Consider the following 20196-nt stretch of genomic DNA (forward strand, 5'->3'; position numbering starts at 1 on the left):
CTGCACGGTATGGCCCTCACCCCGTCGGACATCATGCTCACCGGCCGGATCGCCGTCGTCACCGGCGGCGGCACCGGCATCGGACGCGGAATCGCCGCGGCCTTCGCGGCATTCGGCGCCCGCGTGTCGATCTGGGAACGAAACGCCGACACCTGCGCAGCCGCCGCCGAGGCGATCGGCGGCCTCGGCGTCGTCACCGACGTCCGCGATTCCGGTCAGGTGGCCGCGGCCCTGGAGCGCACCGAGGCGGAACTGGGCACCCCGACCATCCTCGTGAACAACGCCGGCGGCACGTTCTCCTCCCCGCTGCTGGAGACCAGCGAGAACGCCTGGGATGCGCTGTACCGGGCGAACCTCAAACACGTGCTGTCGTGTACGCAGCAGGTGTCCCAGCGCATCGTCTCGGCCGGGCTGGGCGGCAGCGTCATCAACGTGACCTCGATCGAGGGCGTGCGGGCCGCACCCGGATACGCGGCGTACGCCGCCGCGAAGGCGGGCGTCGTCAACTACACCAAGACCGCCGCGTTCGAACTCGCCCCGCACGGCATCCGGGTCAACGCCCTGGCGCCCGACGTCATCGTCACCGAGGGCCTGCTGGCGCTGTCGCCGGGCGGTCTGCCCGCGGGCATCGGTGACGCGATCCCGATGGGCCGGCCCGGCAGTGTCGACGAGATCGCCGGTGCCGCGGTGTTTCTGGCCTCGGACCTGTCGAGTTACCTCACCGGCCAGACGCTGCACGTGGACGGCGGAACGCACGCGGCCGGCGGCTGGTACCGCCATCCGCAGACCGGTGCGGCCACGCTGGGCCCGGGTTAGCGGTCCAGACCGGGCTCACCGAGCCGGGCGCGGATCGCCGCCCACGGATCGGCGTAGCGGCCCGGGGTGTCGCGGTAGGCGCCGTAGCGGGCGACGAAGACCCGCGCCAGCGGCGCCAGCAGCTGCATCGGATAGCGCATGAGACCGGTCTGCCTGCTCATCTCCGCGAGCATGTCGGGCCACGAATGGTGTTGGAAGCCCAGCGCTTCCTGCGCCCGGGTGGCGTCCATCCAGTCGGTGATGAACCAGGCGTCGTCGCGATCGGGGTCACCGGGGCGCCCCGGCGGCAGCGCACGCGCCATCCCGCGTGCGCCCGCCAGTGCCCGCCCGACGTCGCCCTGGCGCAGCTTGTGGGTGTCGTCCCCTGCGATGTGCAGGATCTCACCGACCACGTCGGCGGTGGTGGCCGCCACGAAGGCCCACGCCACGTCGCGGACGTCGACGCTGTGCAGCCGGCCGTCGGTGGGCAACGCGCTCTCGAAGAACAATGCGTCGGTGGTGAACGGCATCGCCTTGGGGTCGACGCTGAGTACGCCGCCGAGGCGCAGCACCACCCAGTCCAGGCTGGAGGCGCGCACGATCTCCTCGGCCTCGAGCTTGTGTCCGCCGTAGAGGTCGGTCGGATGGGGCGGGGTCTCGGCGGTCACCGGGCCGTCGTGGCGGTGCGGATTGCGTGCGCCGTAGACGGCGTTGCTGGACGCCTGCACGAACCGGGGCCGGTCGGGTAGCGCCTCGGCCGCCCGCACCAGCGTGGCGGTGGCGTCGACGTTGACCTTGCGCGCCACCTTGGGGTTGCGGTAGATCGGCGGCGGGATCACCGCGGCGAGATGGATGATCGCCGCAGGAGCCACCTCGGCCAGCAAACTCTCGACCTGAGCGCGGTCGGTCAGGTCCGCCCAGCGTGCTTCGGCGCCGGTGGGTAACGCCGATGCGGCCTTGCGGTTGGCGTCGGTCTGCAGGTCGGTGGCGATCACCCGGCGGCCCGATTCCGCCAACCGGCGAACCGTCTGGGAACCGACCAGCCCGAAACCACCGGTGACGAGTACGGCGTCTGACATGTTTCCCCCGGCGGTCGAGCGGTTACGGAGTTTACGTTTTGCGAGAGTAACGTAATCAAGGACTGCAGATCTTCCGTCGTGTCGAGGGGGGCCATGAACGACGACAGCACTGACGCCGACACTCGGGTGCCGCCTGAGCGCCCCGAGGTGGCGAAGTGGGATCCGGAGTTCACCGCGATGATCGCCAAGACCGCCGGGGCGGCGATCCGGCGCTACTTCCGCGCCGAGGTCCGCGACCTGGACGCGATCCCCGACGCCGGTGGTGCGCTGGTGGTGTCCAACCACTCCGGCGGCATGTTGACCCCCGACGTGCTGATCTTCGCGCCGGCCTTCTATGACCGCTTCGGCTTCGACCGACCGGTCTACACCCTGGCCCACTACGGGGTGTTCGTACCGCCGCTGGGCAGTCTGCTGCGGCGCGCGGGGGTCATCGAGGCCAGCCGGGAGAATGCGGGTCAGGCGCTACGCGACGGCGCTGTCGTGCTGGTGTTCCCCGGTGGTGACTACGACTCCTACCGCCCGACGTTCGCCAACCGCATCGATTTCGCCGGCCGGACGGGCTATGTGCGGACCGCGATCGAGGCCGAGGTGCCGATCGTGCCGATGGTGTCCATCGGCGGGCAGGAGACGCAGCTTTTCCTGGCGCGTGGTGACTCGCTGGCGCGACGGCTGGGGCTCAAGAAGATCCGGATGGAGATCCTGCCCATCACCGTGGGATTCCCGTTCGGCATCTCGGCCATCCTCCCGCCGAACCTGCCGCTGCCCGCCAAGGTGGTCAGCCGGGTGCTCGATCCGATCGACGTGGTCGCCGAGTTCGGCGAGGACCCCGATGTGGCCGCGGTCGACGAGCACGTCCGGTCGGTGATGCAGACTGCTCTCGACGAACTGGCTCGGGAACGCCGGTTCCCGATTTTGGGGTGAGGACGGGCGTGGACACAGGCAGGTTGCTCAACGGCGGGTTGGCGCGGGATGTGCTGAGCAGGGTCGGCGCGAGCGCCGGTCTGATGCAGACGCTCTGGCGGTCCGGGCTGATCGCACCGATGCGTCCCGACCGCTACCTGCGGATGGGGACGGCGGTGCGCCGGGTGGGAATGACGGCGACGGTCGGGTTCGCGACGGCCGCGCAACGCTGCCCGGACCGGCCGGGGCTGATCGACGAACGCGGCACGCTGACGTTCAGACAGCTCGACGACGATTCCGACGCACTCGCCGCCGCGCTGCAGCAGCTGCCCGGCGGCACCCCGGGCACCGTCGCGATCATGTGCCGCAACCACCGAGGCTTCGTCGAGGCGCTGTTGGCCGCCAACCGCATCGGCGCGGACGCCCTGCTGCTCAACACCTCGTTCGCCGGCCCCGCGCTGGCCGAGGTCGTCGAGCGGGAGGGTGCCGGCAAGAACATCACCGTGATCTACGACGACGAGTACACCGAGATCGTGGGACGGGCGCTGGCAGGCAAACCCGACGCGGTGCACGTCATCGCGTGGACCGACAACCCGACCGACGGGCAGCGCTCCGTCGACGGGCTCATCGATGCCCACCGCGGACAGCGGCCACAGCCTGCGCAGCGCAGCAGTGAGACGATCTTGCTGACCTCGGGCACCACTGGGACACCGAAGGGCGCCAAGCGATCTGCGGGCAGCGGCGGAGCCGGTGACCTCAAGGCCGTGCTCGACCGCACGCCGTGGCGCGCCGAGGAGACCACCGTCATCGCCGCCCCGATGTTCCACGCGTGGGGGTTCTCCCAGCTGCTGTTCGCCGCACTGCTGGCGTGCACGGTCGTCACGCGCCGCAAATTCGACCCGGAGGCTACGCTGGCCCTGGTCGACGAGCACCGGGCCACCGGTCTGGTGGTGGTGCCGGTGATGTTCGACCGCATCATGGACTTGCCCGACGAGGTGCGCGCCCGGTACAGCGGCAGATCTCTGCGGTTCGCCACCGCATCGGGGTCACGGATGCGGCCCGACGTGGTCACCGCCTTCATGGACCAGTTTGGCGACGTCATCTACAACAACTACAACGCCACCGAGGCCGGGATGATCGCCACCGCGACGCCGGCCGATCTGCGCGCCGCTCCCGACACCGCCGGAACACCGGCCGACGGCACCGAGATCCGCATCTTCGACCCCGAGTTCCGCGAACTGCCGCCGGGGGAGACAGGCAGCATCTTCGTGCGCAGCGGAACCCTGTTCGACGGCTACACCTCGGGGGCCACCAAGGACTTCCACGACGGTTTCATGTCATCCGGAGACGTCGGATACCTCGACGAGAACGGACGGCTGTTCGTCGTCGGCCGGGACGACGAGATGATCGTCTCCGGCGGCGAAAACGTCTACCCCATTGAGGTCGAGAAGACGCTGGCCGCCCATCCCGATGTGGCCGAGGCCGCGGTGCTCGGGGTGGACGACGAGAAGTACGGGCAGCGGCTGGCCGCTTTCGTCGTGCCGGCCGCCGGATCGTCGATCGGACCCGACGAACTCAAACAGCATGTCCGCGACAACCTCGCGAATTACAAGGTGCCGCGCGAGATCCTGGTGCTCGACGAGTTGCCGCGGGGCAACACCGGAAAGGTGCTGCGCAAGGATCTGCGCGCGCACCTCGATTAGTCAGCCGCCGGCGCAGGCCCCATCGCAGTGTCGACGGGGTCGAGCTCCTCGGGAAGCCCTGCGGCCCTGCGGATCTCGGCCAGGCTGTGCACCATGGCGTCGGTGGCCTCGTGGACGTCGTTGAACGTCTGGTCGTCGGAGAGCACCGAGATGTCGACCTGGTCGACGTAGCTCCACACCGTCATGTTGAAGGCGCTGCCTGCCGAAAGCACTCCGACGGAGTAGATCTCGCTGACGGGGGCGCCGCCGAGGTGTCCGCGTTCGCGGGGGCCGAACACGCTGGACACCGCGACGTTCATCAATGCGTTGTGCGTGGCGTGGCGGGCCTGCCAGCCGAAGGCGGTGGGCGCCAACGCGCCCGGCAGATACGACATGAGGCGGCCCGGGAGCCGGGGGCCGAGCAGTTCGTTGTTCTCCTTGGCCCGCGCTGAGGCCAGAGCGGTGAGCCGTACCCGCTCCAGCGGATCGTCGATGTGGACCGGCAGCGAGACCGCGAGCCCGCTGATCTCGTTGCCCGTCACCCGGTCGGCCGACCGGTCGGTGCTCACCGGCACCGACGCCATGATCGGGCGGTCCGCGCGGCCGTCGTAACGCAGCAGCAGCTCCCGTAATCCGCCCGCGGCCATCGCCAGCACGACGTCGTTGAACGTCACGTCGAGGTGCTTGGCGGTCTCCTTGACCTGCGCCAAGGAAAGGGAGGCGGTGGCGAACGTGCGGCCGGGGGAGACGCGATGGTTGAGAAAAGTGGGCGGATTGCGCAGCATCCGCGCCATCTCGGGCTCGCCCGGACGCTCCCGAGCCCGCCTGCGTAAGCGGATCGCCCCCTTCGCCGCGTCGGCGGCCAGTCTCGGCAGCGCGGCGATCTGGTGGACGTGATCTCGCCCGGCTTCACGGAGCAGCTCCCGCGTGGTGGGTTCGCCGCAGGTCGGGAAATCGTCCCGCTCATCGTGGTCGCCGTCGGTCAGATCCATCAGCCGCGCCAGCAGATTCGCCGACGCGACGCCGTCGGCGAGCGTGTGGTGCACCTTCCCGATGAGCGCGAACCGGTCGTCGGCCATCCCCTCGGCGAAGTGGAACTCCCAGAGGGGGAAGCGGCGGTCCAGCGGGGTGCTAGCGATGTCCCCGATGACGGCGTCGAGTTCGCGGCGCCCGCCGGGGCTCGGAATCGGTACCCGACGCACGTGGTAGTCGAGGTCGACGTCGCAGTTCTCCATCCACATGGGGTGGTGCAGCCGGAACGGGATGTCGACGAGCCGGTAGCGCAGCGGGTCGAGGAGGTGTAGGCGGCGGGCGATGGTGCGGCGGAAGTCGTCGAAGGAGTACGGGTGACCGTAGGTGTCGGCGAAGTTCGTCGCGTCGACGATCGCGACCTTGAGCGTGTGGGTGTGCAGATTCTCCGTCTCGCTGTACAGCAGCATGGCGTCCATGCCGTTGAGCCGCTTCACACCCCCACCCCACTTCCCCCGCCCGCGCCGGTAGGCATTCCCCGCGGGGAGTCTATGCAACCACCTCAGGTGGGGACGATGGGCGTTTCAGCGGGAGTGGACGCGGTCAGGCAGCGGTCGAGGCGGTCCGCGACGCCGTGGGTCTGCCAGAGGTTGAGGACGTTGACGAGCATCTGCAGCTGCGCGCGCACCGCCTCGTCGTCGCGGACGGCGGTGGCGTGGCGCCCGGGGGCGGGATCGGGGAGCCGGCTGCTCAGGTACGCGGGTGCGCCGAGCAACCAGGTGACGCCCATGACCGCCGCGTACAGCACGACGTGGTCGGTGAGCTCGCCCGGATCCACGCGGGGCCCGCCCGCGCGGTGGAAAGCGGCGGCGAACTCCGCGACGAGCTCGTCGAAGTGGTCGTCCCACAGCTCGTTCTGCGCGCCCGACAGCGCACCCCAGATGGCCATCGCCACGTTCATGCGGCCGGCGCAGCCCCAGTCCAGCAGCCCGCACTGCAGCGTGCCGTCGGTTGCGGGCCAGAACCAGGCGTTGTCCACGTTGGCGTTCCAGTGACACAGCGCGATCAGCTCGGGCCGTGACGCGAGGAACCGCCAGATGTCGGCTTCGCGAGCGGCCAGCCGAGGCGCCTCGAGGGCCAACTGCCGCAGGAACTGTGGGGCGCGGATCGACTCCGGTAGCAGCGCCGGCTGGGCCGCCGCGAAGTCGACGTACCGGGCCACCTGTCGCTCGGCGCGCTGCGGCGTCACCGGGGGGCGCTCACCGACCGCGGCGGCGGTCAGGTCGGTGGGGAACAGGGAGGTGAACTCGACCGGCAGCCGGCCCGCCCGATCGGCGCCGGCCAGCCGTGCCACCGACGAGAGCAACGCCCGATAGTGAGCGGGTGCGTCCGGCAGCGCGTCGTCGAGACACTTCGGGTGGTGAGGTTCGATTCCGTTGGCGCCGAACGGGATCTGTTCGGTGATCAGTACACCGGTGCCGGTCGCGTCCTCGTAGTCGGCGAACAGCGTCAGCGGGACGGTGACGGGCAGGTCCACGGCGCGCGCGAGCGCGGCGAAGTGGACCTCCGAGGCCATCTGGGTGCGGCCGTGGTCCCGGACGGGATCGTCGAAGTCGCGGGAGAACTTGACGAACAACTGCTCGGGCAGCGTTGAGCCGGCCTTGCCGTAGGACACGGTGAGCGCGAGCTTGCGGCCGGTGCTCCCCCCGGGCCAGTCGTCGGCCCGGAGGATCCCGGTCACCGCGTCGTCGGCGCCGAGCACCCCCCACGCGCGGAACGCCTCGGTGAGGAACGCGGCACCCGCGTCCCGCAGGGCACGGGGGCGGGTGGGGAACCGCAGGCCGCTGCTGTCGCCGGTGGCCCAGCCGTCACCGGGCACCGCGGTTACTTCAGGCAGCTGCCGCCGTCGACCGGCAGCGTGACGCCGGTGATGTAGCGCGCCTCGTCGGAGGCCAGGAACAGCACGGCGTTGGCGATGTCCTCGGGCTCGACCCAGCCGATGGGCAGGGTGTGCATGAACTCGCCGACCACCTTCATGTCGTCCGGGCCCGGGTTCTCCAGATCGGGACGGAAGAGCTTCATCGTGCCCTCGTTCATGAACAGCGGGGTGTTCACGTTGGTCGGGTGCACCGAGTTGACCCGGATGTTCTTGGCGCCGAGCTCGACGGCGAACGTCCGCATCAGGCCCACCACGCCGTGCTTGGCGGCGACGTAGTGGCCGGTGTGCGGGTAGGCCTTCAGGCCACCGACGGAGCTGGTGAGGATGATCGAGCCGCCGCGCTCGCCGGCGAGAATATGGGGGACACCGGCCTTCACGGTCTTCCACACGCCCCCGAGGTTGACGTCGATCATGTCTTCCCAGTCGCCCTCGCTGGTCTTGTCCAGCGTCTCGCCGCCGTTGCCGATGCCGGCATTGGCAACGATGATGTCGAGGCGGCCGAACTCCTCGACACCGGCGTCGACCGCGGCCTTGAGCGCGTCGAAGTCACGCGTATCGGCTTCGGCGGTGTAGATGCGGGCGCCGGCGTTCTTGACCATGTCGGCGGTCTCGGCGAGGTCCTCGGGCGTGGACAGCGGGATGCGGACGCTGTCGATCTGCCTGCAGATGTCGACGGCGATGATGTCGGCGCCCTCCTGGGCCATCCGCACCGCGTGCGCGCGGCCCTGTCCGCGCGCTGCGCCGGTGATGAAGGCGACCTTGCCCTCGACGCGTCCGGTCATATCGGTACCTCAATTCGTCAGGCGGAGAATCGATTCGGCTCGGCTCAGAAAGACTCGGAAGCCGGGAGAGTGTCTCCGTCGATGGTTTTGGCGATTGCTCAGCACTCTGTCACCGGTACGCTGTCGTGTCAATGGCACATGCGGATATCGGCAATTAACCTCTCCGCTTAGCAGAACGCAATTCTCAAAGGAGATGCCGAGCCGGGAGAATGGTGCGACATCCAGTCTCACCCGAGTTCGGGGGAATGTAGCGCGTGCCGGGCGAGAACGGTGTTCTCCTGCCGGTTCGGTCAGCGGGCGAAGCCGTGTGCGACGAAATCCCAGACTTCGTCGGCGGTGATCGGGCGGACGGAACCGTCGTCGGCGCCACCGCTGGACTGCGCCACGAACATCACGGTCTGCATCGTCATCGCGGCCATCCGCTTGGGGTTGACGCCCTCGCGCAGCTGCTTGGCGTCGAACGCCTCCTCCATCAACTCCGTCAGGAGCGCGAGCAGGGGGGCGTGGGCGATTTTGACTTCGGAGGGGTGCGACACGAGCAGGCGGGGCGCGAAGTCGGTGAAGAGGGGACGCTTGGCGGCCGGATCGGGGCGCGAGGTCTCGAACAGCAGCTGAACAGCGACTTTGAGGCGTTCGATCGGGTCGGTGTGGCTGGCGGTGGCGGCGCGGATCTGATCGGCCGACCGGCTCAGCGCGTCTTCGAAGAGGGCGAGCAGGAGCTCGTGCTTACCGTCGAACTGGAGGTAGAAGCTGCGCAACGATTGCCGGGAGCGGTCGACGACTTCCTGAACGGTGAAGTCGGTGCTGCCCTTTTCGATGATGATGGCCTGCGCGGCGTCGAGGAAGCGCTGCACGCGCTGAGCGGCGCGCAATTTCGCCGTCTTGATCGACCGTTCTACCGCCCGCTGCTTCCAGGCCGGCTCTTCGCTGGGGGTGCTCACCGGCTGCCCGCGGCCTGGCCGAGTGGGGAGAACATGGATGAACTGTACCGGAGAACGCCTGGGCATCGTCGCGCTAGCCCCCCTCGCGGCCAGTGTGTCGGAGATTGTAACTTCCTCATCGTGAGAATAGTATTCTCATATCGGGAATTAGAGAAGCCTTTCGTCGAGAACGACTGGAGTGCCGTGCAACTCACCTTCGCCCCCGACGTCGAGGCTTTCCGGGCCGAATTCGTCGCGTTCCTCGATGCGAATCTGCCCGATTCGTCGACCGCCGTGGAGCGGCCGCGTTCGACCGCGCACCTACCGGATTGGCTGCGAAACTGGCAGCGGTTGCTGTTCGACAACGGTTGGCTGCTGCCCGGTCAGCCGCCGGAGTTCGGCGGCCGCAACGCGACGATCCTGCAGCAGTACGTCTACCAGGTGGAACTGTCGCGGCGCCGGATGTACCAGAGCTTCAATCCGCAGGGCGTCGGCATCATCGCCGCATCCCTGATCTCGTTCGGCACCGAGGAGCAGCAGCGCAGATGGGCGGTGCCCATCCTGCGGGCGGAGATGACCGCGGCGCTCGGCATGAGCGAACCGGGTGCCGGATCGGATCTGGCCTCGCTGCGCACCCGGGCCAAGCGCTCGTCTGATTCGCGGGGCGACCACTACGTCGTCAACGGCCAGAAGGTGTGGACCTCCGGTGCACACGACGCGGACGTGATCCTCACGTTCGTGCGCACCGATCCGCAGGCCCCCAAGCACCGGGGGATCAGCGTGCTGATGATCCCGACGGATCTGCCCGGCGTGGTGCGACGACCGTTCGCCTCGGTGTGCGACCGCGACGACGTCGACTTCAACGAGGTGTTCTTCAACGACGTCGAGGTGCCGGCCGAGAACCTCGTCGGGCCGGAGAACGACGGCTGGCGGGTTGCCAACGGATCGCTCGGCCACGAGCGCAACATGCTGTGGTTGAGCTACGCCGACCGGTTGCAGGATCTGGTCGACGACTTCGTGCCCCGTACCGCGCTCGATCGTGACCGCTACGCCACCATGGCGATGGACATGACCGCGCTGCGGCTACTCGGGTCGGTGGCGCTGGCGCGGGCGGCCCGCGGCCAGGAGGACGCGGCGGCGCTGTCGGTGCTCAAGCTGTTCGGCTCGGAGACCGGACAGCTCGCCACCGAGCAGGCGCTCGCGTCGGTCGGACCCGACGGGCTGGCCCACCCGGTGAACATCGGCCCCTGGGCACCGCTGAACCTCGAAGCCCACTCGTGCGGGTGGTTCGAGCGGTATCTGCGCAGCTTCGCCGGCACCATCGCGGGCGGCACCTCGGAGATCCAGCGCAACATCATCGCCCAGCGACTGCTGGGACTACCCAGGAACTAGAGGAGACACGTGTACATCGACTACGAGGTCGCCGACAAGATCGCCACCATCACGCTGAACCGGCCGGAGGCGGCCAACGCGCAGAACCCCGAACTGCTCGATGAACTCGACGCCGCCTGGACCCGCGCCGCCGAGGATCCAGAGGTCGTGGTGATCGTGTTGCGCGCCAACGGGAAACACTTCTCCGCCGGTCACGATCTTCGGGGCGGCGGCCCCGTGCCGGACAAGATCACGCTCGAGTTCATCATCGCCCACGAGTCCAAGCGCTATCTGGAGTACACACTGCGGTGGCGCAATACCCCCAAACCGTCGATCGCCGCCGTCCAGGGCCGCTGCATCTCCGGTGGCCTGATGCTGTGCTGGCCGTGCGACCTCATCCTGGCCGCCGATGACGCGCTGTTCTCCGACCCGGTCGCCCTGATGGGCATCGGCGGCGTCGAATACCACGGCCACACCTGGGAACTCGGCGCACGCAAGGCCAAGGAGATCCTGTTCACCGGACGCCCGCTCACCGCGGAGGAGGCCGAGCGCACCGGAATGGTGAACCGCGTGGTGCCCCGCGCCGATCTCGACGCCGAGACCCGCGCGCTGGCCGAGCAGATCGCCACCATGCCGCCGTTCGCGCTGCGTCAGGCCAAGCGTGCGGTCAACCAGACCCTCGATGTCCAGGGTTTCTACGCGGCGATCCAGTCGGTGTTCGACGTCCACCAGACCGGCCACGGCAACGCACTCAGCGTCGGCGGCTGGCCGGTGCTGGTCAACCTCGACCAGATGAAGTCGAACGTCCAGTAGAGACTCGCGCCGGTGAGTCGACGCAGGCGGGTCTACGCCGGCCGGTTGGCCGCCGGTTACGGTATCCGCCTGACGCTGGCGCACCTCACCGCAGCCGCCGCCGTCCTCGCGATCATCGTCGCGTTGTCCCGCAACACCATCGGTGACGCGCGCCAGTTGCTGACCGCGACCAACCTGACAGCGTTCATCGTGCTGGTCACCGCATCCGCCACTGTCGACGGCGTAGTCGGCGCCGTCGGGATGCGGCCGGTGTTCAAATGGTTCGCCGAGGGCGCAGCACCTGCCCCGGACCAACAGCGTGCGGCACTGCGCATCCCGGTCCGCCAGACCGCGGTGGAGTTCGGCGTCTGGGTCGTCAGCGGCGCGGTGTTCATGGTGCTGAACATCAACGCCCGTGGCGGCGTGGCCTACGTGATCGGCGGGGCCATCCTGTTCGGCGCCATGACCACCGCCTGTATCGGTTATCTCATCACCGCCCGCACGCTGCGTCCGATCATCTCGGCGGCCATGGCGGGAGCCACGGGCAAGGTTTCGATGCCGGGCGCATTCGGCCGGCTCGTCTACGTGTGGGTGCTGTTCACCGCCGTCCCGGCCGCGGGTATCGCGGTCATCGTGCTCGCGCGCACCCACGGGTGGTTCCTCCATCGGTCCGCGCCGATCGAGACCCCCATCCTGGTGATGGTCGCGGTCTCGCTGCTGCTGGGCCTCGGCGCGACACTGCTGTGCGCACGGTCGATCTCCGACCCGATCCGCGAGGTGGTCGTCGCGATGCGGGAGGTCGGCCAAGGCCGGACGGACGTGGCCGTCGCGGTGTACGAGCCGTCGGAGATCGGCCGCCTGCAAACGGGGTTCAACACGATGGTCGCCGGTTTGGCGGAACGGGAACGGTTGCGGGAACTGTTCGGCCGCTACGTCGGAGTCGACGTGGCCAGGCATGCGCTACAGACGCAGCCGTCGCTGCACGGTGACGTCCGGGGGGTCGCGGTGCTCTACGTCGACCTGATCGGCTCGACCGCGATGGCGGCATCGCGTGACCCCGACGAGGTGGCGCAGATTCTCAACGACTTCTTCCAGATCGTCGTCACCACGGTCGAACAGTGCGACGGTCTGATCAACAAGTTTCAGGGTGACGCGGTACTCGCTGTGTTCGGCGCGCCGCTGCACCTCGAGGATCCCGCGGCGGCGGCGCTGGCCGCGGCCCGCACCGTCGCACCTCGGCTGCGCACGCTCCCGGAGACCGACTTCGGCATCGGTGTGACATTCGGCGCGGTGTTTGCGGGCACCGTGGGCGCCGAGAACCGCTACGAGTACACCGTCATCGGCGATCCGGTCAACGAAGCCGCGCGGTTGGCCGACCGTGCGAAGGAGAGCACGGGCCGGGTGCTGTGCTCCACGACCGCACTGCACCATGCCGCCACCGCAGAACGTGATCGCTGGCGGCCGTGCGGCACGGTGCTGCTGCGCGGCCGGTCCGCGCCGACGGAGATGGCCGAACCGGCGGACTAGAGGTTGGCCAGGCGTGGCGCCGAGCCGCGCGCCCGCAGCCCCGCACCCGCCCTGCGGGTGAGTTCCCTTGAGCTGCCGAGCAATCCGTCCAGCACCAGCACCCGCTTGACGTGCCGCTGCAGGTCGTGTTCCTCGGTGAAGCCGATACCGCCGAGAACCTGTTGGCAGTGTCGGGCGGCGGTGAGCGCGGCCTTACCGGCGGCCGCCTTGGCGAGCAGCGACGTCAGATCGGGGTTGTCCACACTCGGCAGGGTCAGCGTCGCTTCGGCGCCCTCGATGGCCACCAGCGTCTCGGCGAGCCGATGGCGCACCGCCTGGAATCCGGCGATGGGCTTACCGAACTGCTGCCGGTCCAGGGCGTGCCTGCGGGCCAGCTCGAGCATGGCCCGGGCGGACCCGACGAGCCACCAGCCGACGGCCAGCCGGGCCTCCGCCACGCGGATCGGATAGCCCTCCTCCTCGCGGCGCAGTGGCAGGCCGCCGAGGGTCGGGTCCAGGCTCTCCGGGCTGATGCGGTCCCACACCACCCACTGGTTGCCCGCGTACGGCAGCGGAAGCTCGACGGTGTCGCCGATCGTGTTCCCGGTGGCGTGCAGCACCACGTCGACGAGAATCGATGCATGCGAGCCGGTTTCGCCGAGCAAGCGGAAGTACAGCGGAATCGCCGCGTCGGCGGCCTCGGTCAGCATGTCGGCCCAGCCGAGCTGGCTGAGGGCGGCGTCGAGCTCGGGTCCCGAGGCCGACGACATGGTCTTGCGCAGCGAGGTTTCCAGCATGTCGAGTGATGCCTCGTCCAGGACGGAGGTCATGGTCACTCCTTCCCGAGGTCGAGCAGTCGGCGGGCGATGATGTTGCGTTGCACTTCGGCTGTGCCGCCGTAGATCGTCGCCGCCCTGGAGTAGAGGTACTCCGTACGCCACTGGGTGTCATCGAGCTCGATCGCACCGGGCAGCAAGTCGTGAACGGTGTCGAAGAGCCGTTGTTCGGCGCTGGCGAGCAGCACCTTGTCGACAGAGGTGTCGGGACCCAGTTTGGCGCCGGTGGCCAATCGGTGCTGGGTGGCCCGCGAGCGGCAACGCAGGGTGTGCAGCGCCAGGTAGGCCTCACCCATGTCGGTGTCGACGACCTGACCCTGCCGCTTCACCTGCTCGACCAGCGCGTCGAATCGTGAGTACAGGTAGGCGATGCGCTGCCAGAAGCAGGTCGAGCGCTCATAGGGCAACAGGTCCATCGCCAGCCGCCAGCCGTCACCGGGGTTGCCGAGCATCCGGTCGGCCGGCACCACGACGTCGTCGAAGTACACCTCGCAGAACTCATCGACGTCGTGCATCGTGCGCAGCGGGCGGACCGTGACGCCGGGGGAGTCGAGGTCGACGAAGAACGCCGAGATCGCCTCGTGGTTCGGCACGTCCGGGCCGCCGGTCCGGGCGAGCAGGATGCAGCGCTTGGCGTACTGCGCGAAGCTGGTCCACACCTTTTGACCATTGACGACATAGGTGTCGCCGTCCTGTACGGCACGCGTGGTCAGGGAGGCCAGGTCGCTGCCCGAGCCGGGTTCGGAAAAGCCCTGACACCAGGTCTCCGCACCGGACAGCAGGCGCGGCACCATCTCCGCGGCGAGTTCGGGTCTGGCGTAGTCGATCAGCGTGGGCGCGAGGACGTCGAGCATGGAGTAGGGACCGGGATGGTCGAGGCCACGTCCGACGACCTCCTCGCCGACGATGGCGCGCAGGATGTCCGGTCCGCCGAGCCCACCGGCCGATTCGGGCCAGCCGTACCGCATCCAGCCTGCGTCGTACAACGCGCCAAGGACGCGCACGTGCTGCGCCTGGTGCGCATCGAGGGAGTGCTCACCCTCGGCGGGGGTCAGGTCGTTCTCGTCGAGCCATTGCCGCAAAGCCGCGCGGAAGGCGGCGGGCTCGTGCAGTTCGGTCATCCGGCTTCCGGCCTTCCGATGGCGTGCGGCCGACCGTGGTCGTGATCGCCGCTGCGCCGGATGAACGTCATGGCGCGGGTTTTGAGGCGCCAGCCATCCTCGGTACGGACGTAGGTGTCGCGGTAATAGCCGATCCGCATGTCGTGCTGCGAGTGTTCGATGAAGCACAGCGGCTGGGTACCGGTCGCGGTGTCGGCGCCCTCGGTCAGGTCGATGAGTGCGGTACCGGTCATGAACAGACCCTTGGGCGCCGCATCGACCAGAACCGGGAACCGGTTGAGCGTGTACGTCTCGCCGAATGCGCTGTAGGTGCCGTCGGGGGTGAAAACGCTGATGAGACCGTCGATATCACCCTGGGTGATCGTCACCGCGTACTTGGCGAGCATCTGCTGGATCTCGACGAGATCCTCAGTCCTTGTTGGTGGTGTCATTCTTGAAGACCTTACCGCCCTTCATTACGAAGTTGACGTGCTGTGTAACGGTGATATCGGCCAGGGGATCACCCGGCACCGCGATCACGTCGGCGAGCTGACCCTCGGCCAGTCGGCCGCGATCGGTGACGTTGATCAGATCGGCCGCGACCACGGTCGCCGCACGCAGCACCGCGGCCGGTGACATTCCCCATTCGACGAGCGTGACGAGTTCGTCGGCGTTACGGCCGTGGGGGATGGCCGGGGCGTCGGTCCCGACGGCGATCTTCACCCCGGCTTCGTAGGCGGCCTTGATCGAGGTCTCGGCCTTGGGGAACATTTCGGCGGCCTTGTCCTGCAGCACTTTCGGCGCCTTCGACACATCCATGGCCTGCGCCAGGCGACGGGTGGTGACCAGGAAACGGTCGTTGTCGACGAGCATCTGGATGGCCTCGTCGTCCATCAGGAAACCGTGCTCGATGCAGTCGATGCCACAGGCCACCGCATGTTTGACCGCCTCGGCGCCGTGGGTGTGGGCGGCGACGCGAAGTCCGCGACGATGGGCCTCGTCGACGATCGCGCGCAACTCCTCGTCCGAATAGTGTTGCGCTCCCGCCTCTCCGGTCAGCGACATGACGCCGCCGGAGACGCACACCTTGATCAGCTGTGCGCCGTGCTTGATCTGGTAGCGCACGGCCTTGCGGATCTCGTCGACCCCGTTGGCGATGCCCTCCTCGATCGTCAACTCCAGTGCGCCGGGCATGAATGCGGCGAACATGGTCGGGTCGAGGTGTCCGCCCGTCGGGGTGATGGCGTGGCCCGCCGGGACGATGCGCGGGCCGTCGATCCACCCGGCGTCGATGGCCTTACCGAGCGCCACGTCGAGCAGATAGCCGCCCGTCTTGACGAACAGGCCCAGGTTGCGCACGGTGGTGAATCCGGCGCGCAGCGTGCGGCGGGCGTTGCCCACGGCACGCAGCACCCGGGTCGGCGGATCGTCCTGCACCTGGGACAGGCCTGGGTTCTCGCCCCGGCCGCCCATGAGCAGGTTGACCTCCATGTCCATCAGGCCCGGCATCAGGATCGCGTCGCCGAGATCGAGCACCTCCGCGCCGTCCGGGACGTCACCCCCGACGGCGACGATGCGGTCGCCGTCGATGGTGACGATGCCGGGCCGGATGATCTCGCCGGCATCGACGTCGAGGTAGCCCGAGGCTTTGAGGGTGAGGGTGGTCACCGTCAGACCACCGGCTCCTTGATCAGGTTGATGTAGGCCGCACCGCTGTCGAGGACGCGCGGCTGCTTCCACACCTCGATCGGAAAGCTCACCATGACGATCGACTGTCCCAGGTGCACCAGGGCTTTGGCGTCGTCGGGCATGCTCTTGAGCGGGAAGCGGGCGTCGACGTAGACCATGATGTCCTCGAGACGGGCCATACCGGCGTCGTAGAGCTCCTGCATCTCCTCCATGCTGGAGTTCAGCCGCTTCTGGTAGCGCTCCTCCTCGGTGGGCAGGCACCAGTCGGCGAACCGTTCCAGGTCGGCGAATTCCTCGGGCAGCTTAGGCATTTACCTCATCCTTCTTTGTGGCCGTCGTGCTCGATGCGGTGGCGCCGTTGGCGGATCCATTGGACTTGGCTTCGAGCTCCGCCTTGTAGCGGTCAACGTACTTGTGCGCGGTGTGGTGCAGGTGGCGCAGCAGCACCTCCTGGTCGCACAGCGGGAAGTCGAGGACGGCGCGGGTGCCGATCTGGGTCTGGGTGGCCTCCAGGGTGTTGGCGTCCTGGAACGCGTACTCCTTGAACGTCACCGCAGCCAGTTCCTGGGAGAGACGCTCGCGCAGGTTCTTCGGCGGCACGAAGTACAGGTCGGCCTCGAAGATGTGGGTGTCCACCCCGGTCGGCCAGTAGTTGTAGGTGAGGTACCAACCCGGCACCCAGAACAGCAGCGTGAAGTTCGGGAAGAACTCGAACGAGTCCTGGCCCCAGGTCTTGTGGCGTCCGGGGTTGATGGCCGGCGGCAGCTCGTCGGGCAGGATGCCCTTGATGTCGGGCCGGTCCCACGGACCGAACAGGCCGCTGTGCAGGATGCGCTCGATGGGCTTGACCATGTTGAGGTCCTTGGGCGGACTCATGCCGCCCCAGGACGAGATCATCGAGTGATCGCCCTTGATGTCGTAGTGCAGCGCCTCGAACCCGAACTTGGCCAGCTTCTCGGCCTCCTCCTTCTCGGCCTGCTTCATGTGCAGGATCGGCGCGTGGTAGAACTCCACGAACGCGTCGATGAACAGCTTCCAGTTCGACTTGATTTCCGAGCGGTAGCTGTAGTGCTCGGTCATCTCGTGGAACGGGTAACCCTTGAGGCCCTGGCCGAATTCGCCCAGGTACTCATCGAGGGAGACCGCGTTGTCGTCGAAGTTGACGAAGATGAAGCCCTCCCACACCTCACAGCGCACGGGCTTGAGCGGGTAGTCCTGCTTGTCGAGGTCGAAGAACTCCTGCTCCTGCTGGACGAAGGTCAGGTCGCCCTTGAGGTTGTAGCGCCAGGCGTGGTACTTGCAGACGAACTGGCGGCAGGTTCCGGACACCTCCTCGCCGGGGTAGTCGTTCCAGACGAGCTTGTTGCCGCGGTGGCGGCACAGGTTGTAGAACGCGCGGATCTGCTCGCCGTCGTTGACGATGACGATCGAGGTGCCGGGGCCGACCGACGGCAGCTCGCGGGTGATGTAACTGCCCTTCTTGGGGATCAGCTCGATGCGGCCCATCTGCAGCCAGGTCTTGCGGAAGATCGCCTGCTGCTCGAGCTTCCACTGCTCGGGATCGATCGAGTCCTCGTAGTTGACCGGTGCGGTGCCGAGTTCCGGCCAGTTCTCGGTCCAGCTGCCGACGTCCGGCTTTTTGAAGAATGCCACGGTTGATTGCCTCTCTGCGGTCAGTGGGGATCGGGTTCGACGCCGAAAGTGTTGATGGCCATGGCCAGTGCGCCATAGCAGCCGATGGTGAAGATGAGATCCATGAGCTGGTGCTCGTCGAGGTGCATGCTGAGGGCCGACCAGGTGTGGTCGGAGACGTTGTCCGACCCGCGTAGTTCGTCGACGGCGGTGAGCACCGCTCGGTCCAGCTCGTCGACCGCCTCGCCGCGGGCGGCGCCCTCGATCGATTCGTCGGTGAGCCCGACCTCGCGGCCCATGATGACGTGGTGCTGCCACTCGTATGTGCAGCCGCTCAGGTGGGCGACGCGAAGCACGGCGAGTTCACGCAGCCGTGCCGGCAGCGTGGATCCGTACAGCAATTGGAAGTTGAAGCGCAGAAACCCCCTCGCGAGCTTCGGGTGACGCAGGAGCGTCGCGACGAGATTCCCGGTCGTCTCGGGGCTGCGGCGTTCAGCGGGCATCAGCCCGGACAGGGCCTTGTCGACGTCGTCGCCCCACTGATCGGCCGGGAGGGGGGCCAAGCGCACGGCATCTCCTTCCGGTGTCTTCACTCAAGTGACTCTCAGCAGTGAGAATCAGGTTCTCATTTCTGACTAACAGGTTTCCACACGACCGCGCCGAAGGTCAATAGACGCGCGGACGCTCTCGCCGCGCCCGCGTCCTCGACGGCCGAAAACGCAGGCAGATTTGGTCTGCGTCGTTGATTCTCCATGACGGAGAAGATAGTTTTCTCATCAGGAGAACAGTCGGGATCGCGCAAGGCCGAGTACCGCTCGAAAGGAATGCCGTGAAGCACGAAGACATGATCTTGATCAGCGTGGACGATCACATCATCGAGCCGCCCGGGATGTTCAAGAATCATCTGCCGGAGAAGTACCGGGACGACGCGCCTCGGCTCGTGCACAACGCGGACGGGTCCGACACCTGGCAGTTCCGCGACACCGTGATCCCGAACGTGGCGCTCAACGCCGTCGCAGGCCGGCCCAAGGAGGAGTACGGGCTGGAGCCCCAGGGCCTCGACGAGATCCGCAAGGGCTGCTACGACCCCGACGAGCGCGTCAAGGACATGAACGCCGGCGGGGTGCTCGCCACCATGAACTTTCCGTCGTTCCCGGGTTTCGCCGCCCGCCTGTTCGCGACCGAGGACCCCGAGTTCTCCCTGGCGCTGGTCCAGGCCTACAACGACTGGCACATCGACGAATGGTGCGGCAGCAATCCGGGGCGCTTCATCCCGATGGCCATCCCCGCGATCTGGGATCCGGAGTTGTGCGCCCAGGAGGTGCGGCGCGTCTCGAAGAAGGGTGTGCACTCGCTGACCTTCACCGAGAACCCCTCGACGCTGGGCTACCCGTCGTTCCACGATCTGGAGCACTGGCGTCCGCTGTGGGAGGCGCTGGTCGAGACCGAGACGATCATGAACGTGCACATCGGATCGTCGGGCAAGCTGGCCATCACCGCCCCCGACGCACCGATGGACGTGATGATCACGCTGCAGCCGATGAACATCGTGCAGGCGGCTGCCGATCTGCTCTGGTCGGCTCCCATCAAGGAGTTCCCGACGCTGAAGATCGCGTTGAGCGAAGGTGGCACCGGGTGGATTCCGTACTTCCTCGACCGGGTGGACCGCACCTACGAGATGCATTCGACGTGGACCCACCAGAACTTCGGTGACAAGTTGCCGTCGGAGGTGTTCCGCGATCACTTCCTGACCTGCTTCATCTCTGACCCGGTCGGGGTGAAGAACCGGCACATGATCGGAATCGACAACATCTGCTGGGAGATGGACTACCCGCACTCGGACTCGATGTGGCCGGGTGCGCCCGAGGAGTTGATGGCCGTCTTCGACACCTACGAGGTGCCCGACGACGAGATCAACAAGATCACCCACGAGAATGCGATGCGCTGGTACCAGTTCGAGCCGTTCCAGCACGTCCCCAAGGAGCAGGCCACTGTCGGAGCGCTGCGCAAGGCCGCCGAGGGGCATGATGTGTCCATCCGGGCACTGAGCGCGCACAAGGACCGGTCCGGTTCGAGCTTCGCTGATTTCCAGGCCAACGCCAAGGCGGTCAGCGGCGCGCGCGACTGACGCGCGCGGATGAGGTCACCGGTGCGGCGGGAGATCCGATCGCACCGGTGATCTGCTGTGCGACAGCACATTTGCT

General features: G+C 67.7%; 19 protein-coding genes. 7 read left to right on the forward strand and 12 right to left on the reverse strand.

What is annotated here, in order from left to right; translation table 11 throughout:
• The first annotated feature begins 9 nt into the window (after positions 1 to 9).
• The gene (locus A5757_RS20245) at positions 10 to 816 is read left to right on the forward strand and encodes an SDR family NAD(P)-dependent oxidoreductase (RefSeq protein ID WP_066837795.1); all 807 of its coding nucleotides are present in this window, start codon (positions 10 to 12) and stop codon (positions 814 to 816) included.
• Here the strand turns inward: A5757_RS20245 and A5757_RS20250 are convergent.
• Positions 813 to 1874: an NAD(P)-dependent oxidoreductase gene (locus A5757_RS20250; protein WP_066837797.1), complete on the reverse strand. Its 1062-nt coding sequence runs from the start codon at positions 1872 to 1874 to the stop codon at positions 813 to 815. The genes A5757_RS20245 and A5757_RS20250 overlap by 4 nt on opposite strands.
• A 93-nt stretch (positions 1875 to 1967) precedes the next feature.
• Here A5757_RS20250 and A5757_RS20255 point away from each other — a divergent pair, with 93 nt between their 5' ends.
• Both A5757_RS20255 and fadD12 read left to right on the forward strand, forming a co-directional pair.
• Complete coding sequence (locus A5757_RS20255) at positions 1968 to 2795, forward strand: lysophospholipid acyltransferase family protein (RefSeq protein WP_066837799.1); 828 nt, start codon at positions 1968 to 1970, stop codon at positions 2793 to 2795.
• Between the two features lie 83 nt (positions 2796 to 2878).
• Positions 2879 to 4477, forward strand: a complete 1599-nt coding sequence (gene fadD12 / locus A5757_RS20260) for an acyl-CoA ligase FadD12 (protein WP_066838672.1) — start codon at positions 2879 to 2881, stop codon at positions 4475 to 4477.
• On the opposite strand, the gene A5757_RS20265 is transcribed toward fadD12, so the two are convergent.
• From A5757_RS20265 to A5757_RS20280, 4 genes are all read right to left on the reverse strand, one after another.
• Entirely contained in the window at positions 4474 to 5922 is a 1449-nt protein-coding gene (locus A5757_RS20265; protein WP_066837808.1) for a wax ester/triacylglycerol synthase family O-acyltransferase, read from the reverse strand. The genes fadD12 and A5757_RS20265 overlap by 4 nt on opposite strands.
• Before the next feature lie 65 nt (positions 5923 to 5987).
• Entirely contained in the window at positions 5988 to 7304 is a 1317-nt protein-coding gene (locus tag A5757_RS20270) for a hypothetical protein (protein WP_066837811.1), read from the reverse strand.
• A 5-nt stretch (positions 7305 to 7309) separates the two neighbouring features.
• Complete coding sequence (locus A5757_RS20275; protein WP_066837813.1) at positions 7310 to 8146, reverse strand: mycofactocin-coupled SDR family oxidoreductase; 837 nt, start codon at positions 8144 to 8146, stop codon at positions 7310 to 7312.
• A gap of 290 nt (positions 8147 to 8436) precedes the next feature.
• Complete coding sequence (locus tag A5757_RS20280) at positions 8437 to 9153, reverse strand: TetR/AcrR family transcriptional regulator (protein ID WP_082929598.1); 717 nt, start codon at positions 9151 to 9153, stop codon at positions 8437 to 8439.
• 117 nt (positions 9154 to 9270) lie between these two features.
• On the opposite strand from A5757_RS20280, the gene A5757_RS20285 reads away from it, so the two are divergent.
• From A5757_RS20285 to A5757_RS20295, 3 genes are read left to right on the forward strand one after another with little or no spacing between them, the layout of a single operon-like run.
• Complete coding sequence (locus tag A5757_RS20285; RefSeq protein ID WP_066837825.1) at positions 9271 to 10458, forward strand: acyl-CoA dehydrogenase family protein; 1188 nt, start codon at positions 9271 to 9273, stop codon at positions 10456 to 10458.
• Positions 10459 to 10467: 9 nt separating this feature from the next.
• Positions 10468 to 11250 carry an enoyl-CoA hydratase gene (locus A5757_RS20290; protein WP_066837828.1) on the forward strand — a complete coding sequence of 261 codons (783 nt, stop codon included), beginning with the start codon at positions 10468 to 10470 and terminating at the stop codon, positions 11248 to 11250.
• A 12-nt stretch (positions 11251 to 11262) separates the two neighbouring features.
• The gene (locus A5757_RS20295; protein ID WP_082929599.1) at positions 11263 to 12756 is read left to right on the forward strand and encodes an adenylate/guanylate cyclase domain-containing protein; all 1494 of its coding nucleotides are present in this window, start codon (positions 11263 to 11265) and stop codon (positions 12754 to 12756) included.
• Here A5757_RS20295 and A5757_RS20300 read toward each other — a convergent pair.
• Genes A5757_RS20300 through A5757_RS20330 form a run of 7 tightly spaced genes read right to left on the reverse strand, consistent with a single transcriptional unit; the run spans position 12753 to position 18561 of the window.
• Entirely contained in the window at positions 12753 to 13565 is an 813-nt protein-coding gene (locus tag A5757_RS20300) for an acyl-CoA dehydrogenase family protein (protein WP_066837833.1), read from the reverse strand. The genes A5757_RS20295 and A5757_RS20300 overlap by 4 nt on opposite strands.
• 2 nt (positions 13566 to 13567) lie before the next feature.
• Positions 13568 to 14692: an acyl-CoA dehydrogenase family protein gene (locus A5757_RS20305; protein ID WP_066837835.1), complete on the reverse strand. Its 1125-nt coding sequence runs from the start codon at positions 14690 to 14692 to the stop codon at positions 13568 to 13570.
• Complete coding sequence (locus tag A5757_RS20310; protein ID WP_066837837.1) at positions 14689 to 15123, reverse strand: nuclear transport factor 2 family protein; 435 nt, start codon at positions 15121 to 15123, stop codon at positions 14689 to 14691. Before A5757_RS20310 ends, A5757_RS20305 begins: the two co-directional genes overlap by 4 nt.
• Positions 15101 to 16339 (reverse strand): amidohydrolase family protein, encoded by a 1239-nt coding sequence (locus A5757_RS20315; RefSeq protein ID WP_066837838.1) that lies wholly within the window; start codon positions 16337 to 16339, stop codon positions 15101 to 15103. Before A5757_RS20315 ends, A5757_RS20310 begins: the two co-directional genes overlap by 23 nt.
• 2 nt (positions 16340 to 16341) lie before the next feature.
• On the reverse strand, positions 16342 to 16671 hold the full coding sequence (locus A5757_RS20320) for a hypothetical protein (RefSeq protein WP_066837841.1): 330 nt from the start codon (positions 16669 to 16671) through the stop codon (positions 16342 to 16344).
• Positions 16664 to 18013, reverse strand: coding sequence for an aromatic ring-hydroxylating dioxygenase subunit alpha (locus tag A5757_RS20325; protein ID WP_066837842.1), 1350 nt, complete (start codon positions 18011 to 18013; stop codon positions 16664 to 16666). Before A5757_RS20325 ends, A5757_RS20320 begins: the two co-directional genes overlap by 8 nt.
• A 20-nt stretch (positions 18014 to 18033) precedes the next feature.
• Complete coding sequence (locus tag A5757_RS20330) at positions 18034 to 18561, reverse strand: carboxymuconolactone decarboxylase family protein (protein WP_066837844.1); 528 nt, start codon at positions 18559 to 18561, stop codon at positions 18034 to 18036.
• 260 nt (positions 18562 to 18821) lie between these two features.
• On the opposite strand from A5757_RS20330, the gene A5757_RS20335 reads away from it, so the two are divergent.
• Positions 18822 to 20120 (forward strand): amidohydrolase family protein, encoded by a 1299-nt coding sequence (locus A5757_RS20335; RefSeq protein WP_156618598.1) that lies wholly within the window; start codon positions 18822 to 18824, stop codon positions 20118 to 20120.
• Positions 20121 to 20196: the final 76 nt, after the last annotated feature.

It is taken from the genome of Mycobacterium sp. 852013-51886_SCH5428379, assembly GCF_001665575.1.
Lineage (GTDB): Bacteria > Actinomycetota > Actinomycetes > Mycobacteriales > Mycobacteriaceae > Mycobacterium.

What these genes read in the sequence shown, in the direction of transcription:
- A5757_RS20245 (WP_066837795.1), top strand. Translation starts at nt 10, where the DNA reads ATGGCCCTCACCCCGTCGGACATCATGCTCACCGGCCGGATCGCCGTC.
- A5757_RS20250 (WP_066837797.1), bottom strand. Translation starts at nt 1,874, where the DNA reads ATGTCAGACGCCGTACTCGTCACCGGTGGTTTCGGGCTGGTCGGTTCC.
- A5757_RS20255 (WP_066837799.1), top strand. Translation starts at nt 1,968, where the DNA reads ATGAACGACGACAGCACTGACGCCGACACTCGGGTGCCGCCTGAGCGC.
- fadD12 (WP_066838672.1), top strand. Translation starts at nt 2,879, where the DNA reads ATGCAGACGCTCTGGCGGTCCGGGCTGATCGCACCGATGCGTCCCGAC.
- A5757_RS20275 (WP_066837813.1), bottom strand. Translation starts at nt 8,146, where the DNA reads ATGACCGGACGCGTCGAGGGCAAGGTCGCCTTCATCACCGGCGCAGCG.
- A5757_RS20280 (WP_082929598.1), bottom strand. Translation starts at nt 9,153, where the DNA reads ATGCCCAGGCGTTCTCCGGTACAGTTCATCCATGTTCTCCCCACTCGG.
- A5757_RS20300 (WP_066837833.1), bottom strand. Translation starts at nt 13,565, where the DNA reads ATGACCTCCGTCCTGGACGAGGCATCACTCGACATGCTGGAAACCTCG.
- A5757_RS20305 (WP_066837835.1), bottom strand. Translation starts at nt 14,692, where the DNA reads ATGACCGAACTGCACGAGCCCGCCGCCTTCCGCGCGGCTTTGCGGCAA.
- A5757_RS20310 (WP_066837837.1), bottom strand. Translation starts at nt 15,123, where the DNA reads ATGACACCACCAACAAGGACTGAGGATCTCGTCGAGATCCAGCAGATG.
- A5757_RS20320 (WP_066837841.1), bottom strand. Translation starts at nt 16,671, where the DNA reads ATGCCTAAGCTGCCCGAGGAATTCGCCGACCTGGAACGGTTCGCCGAC.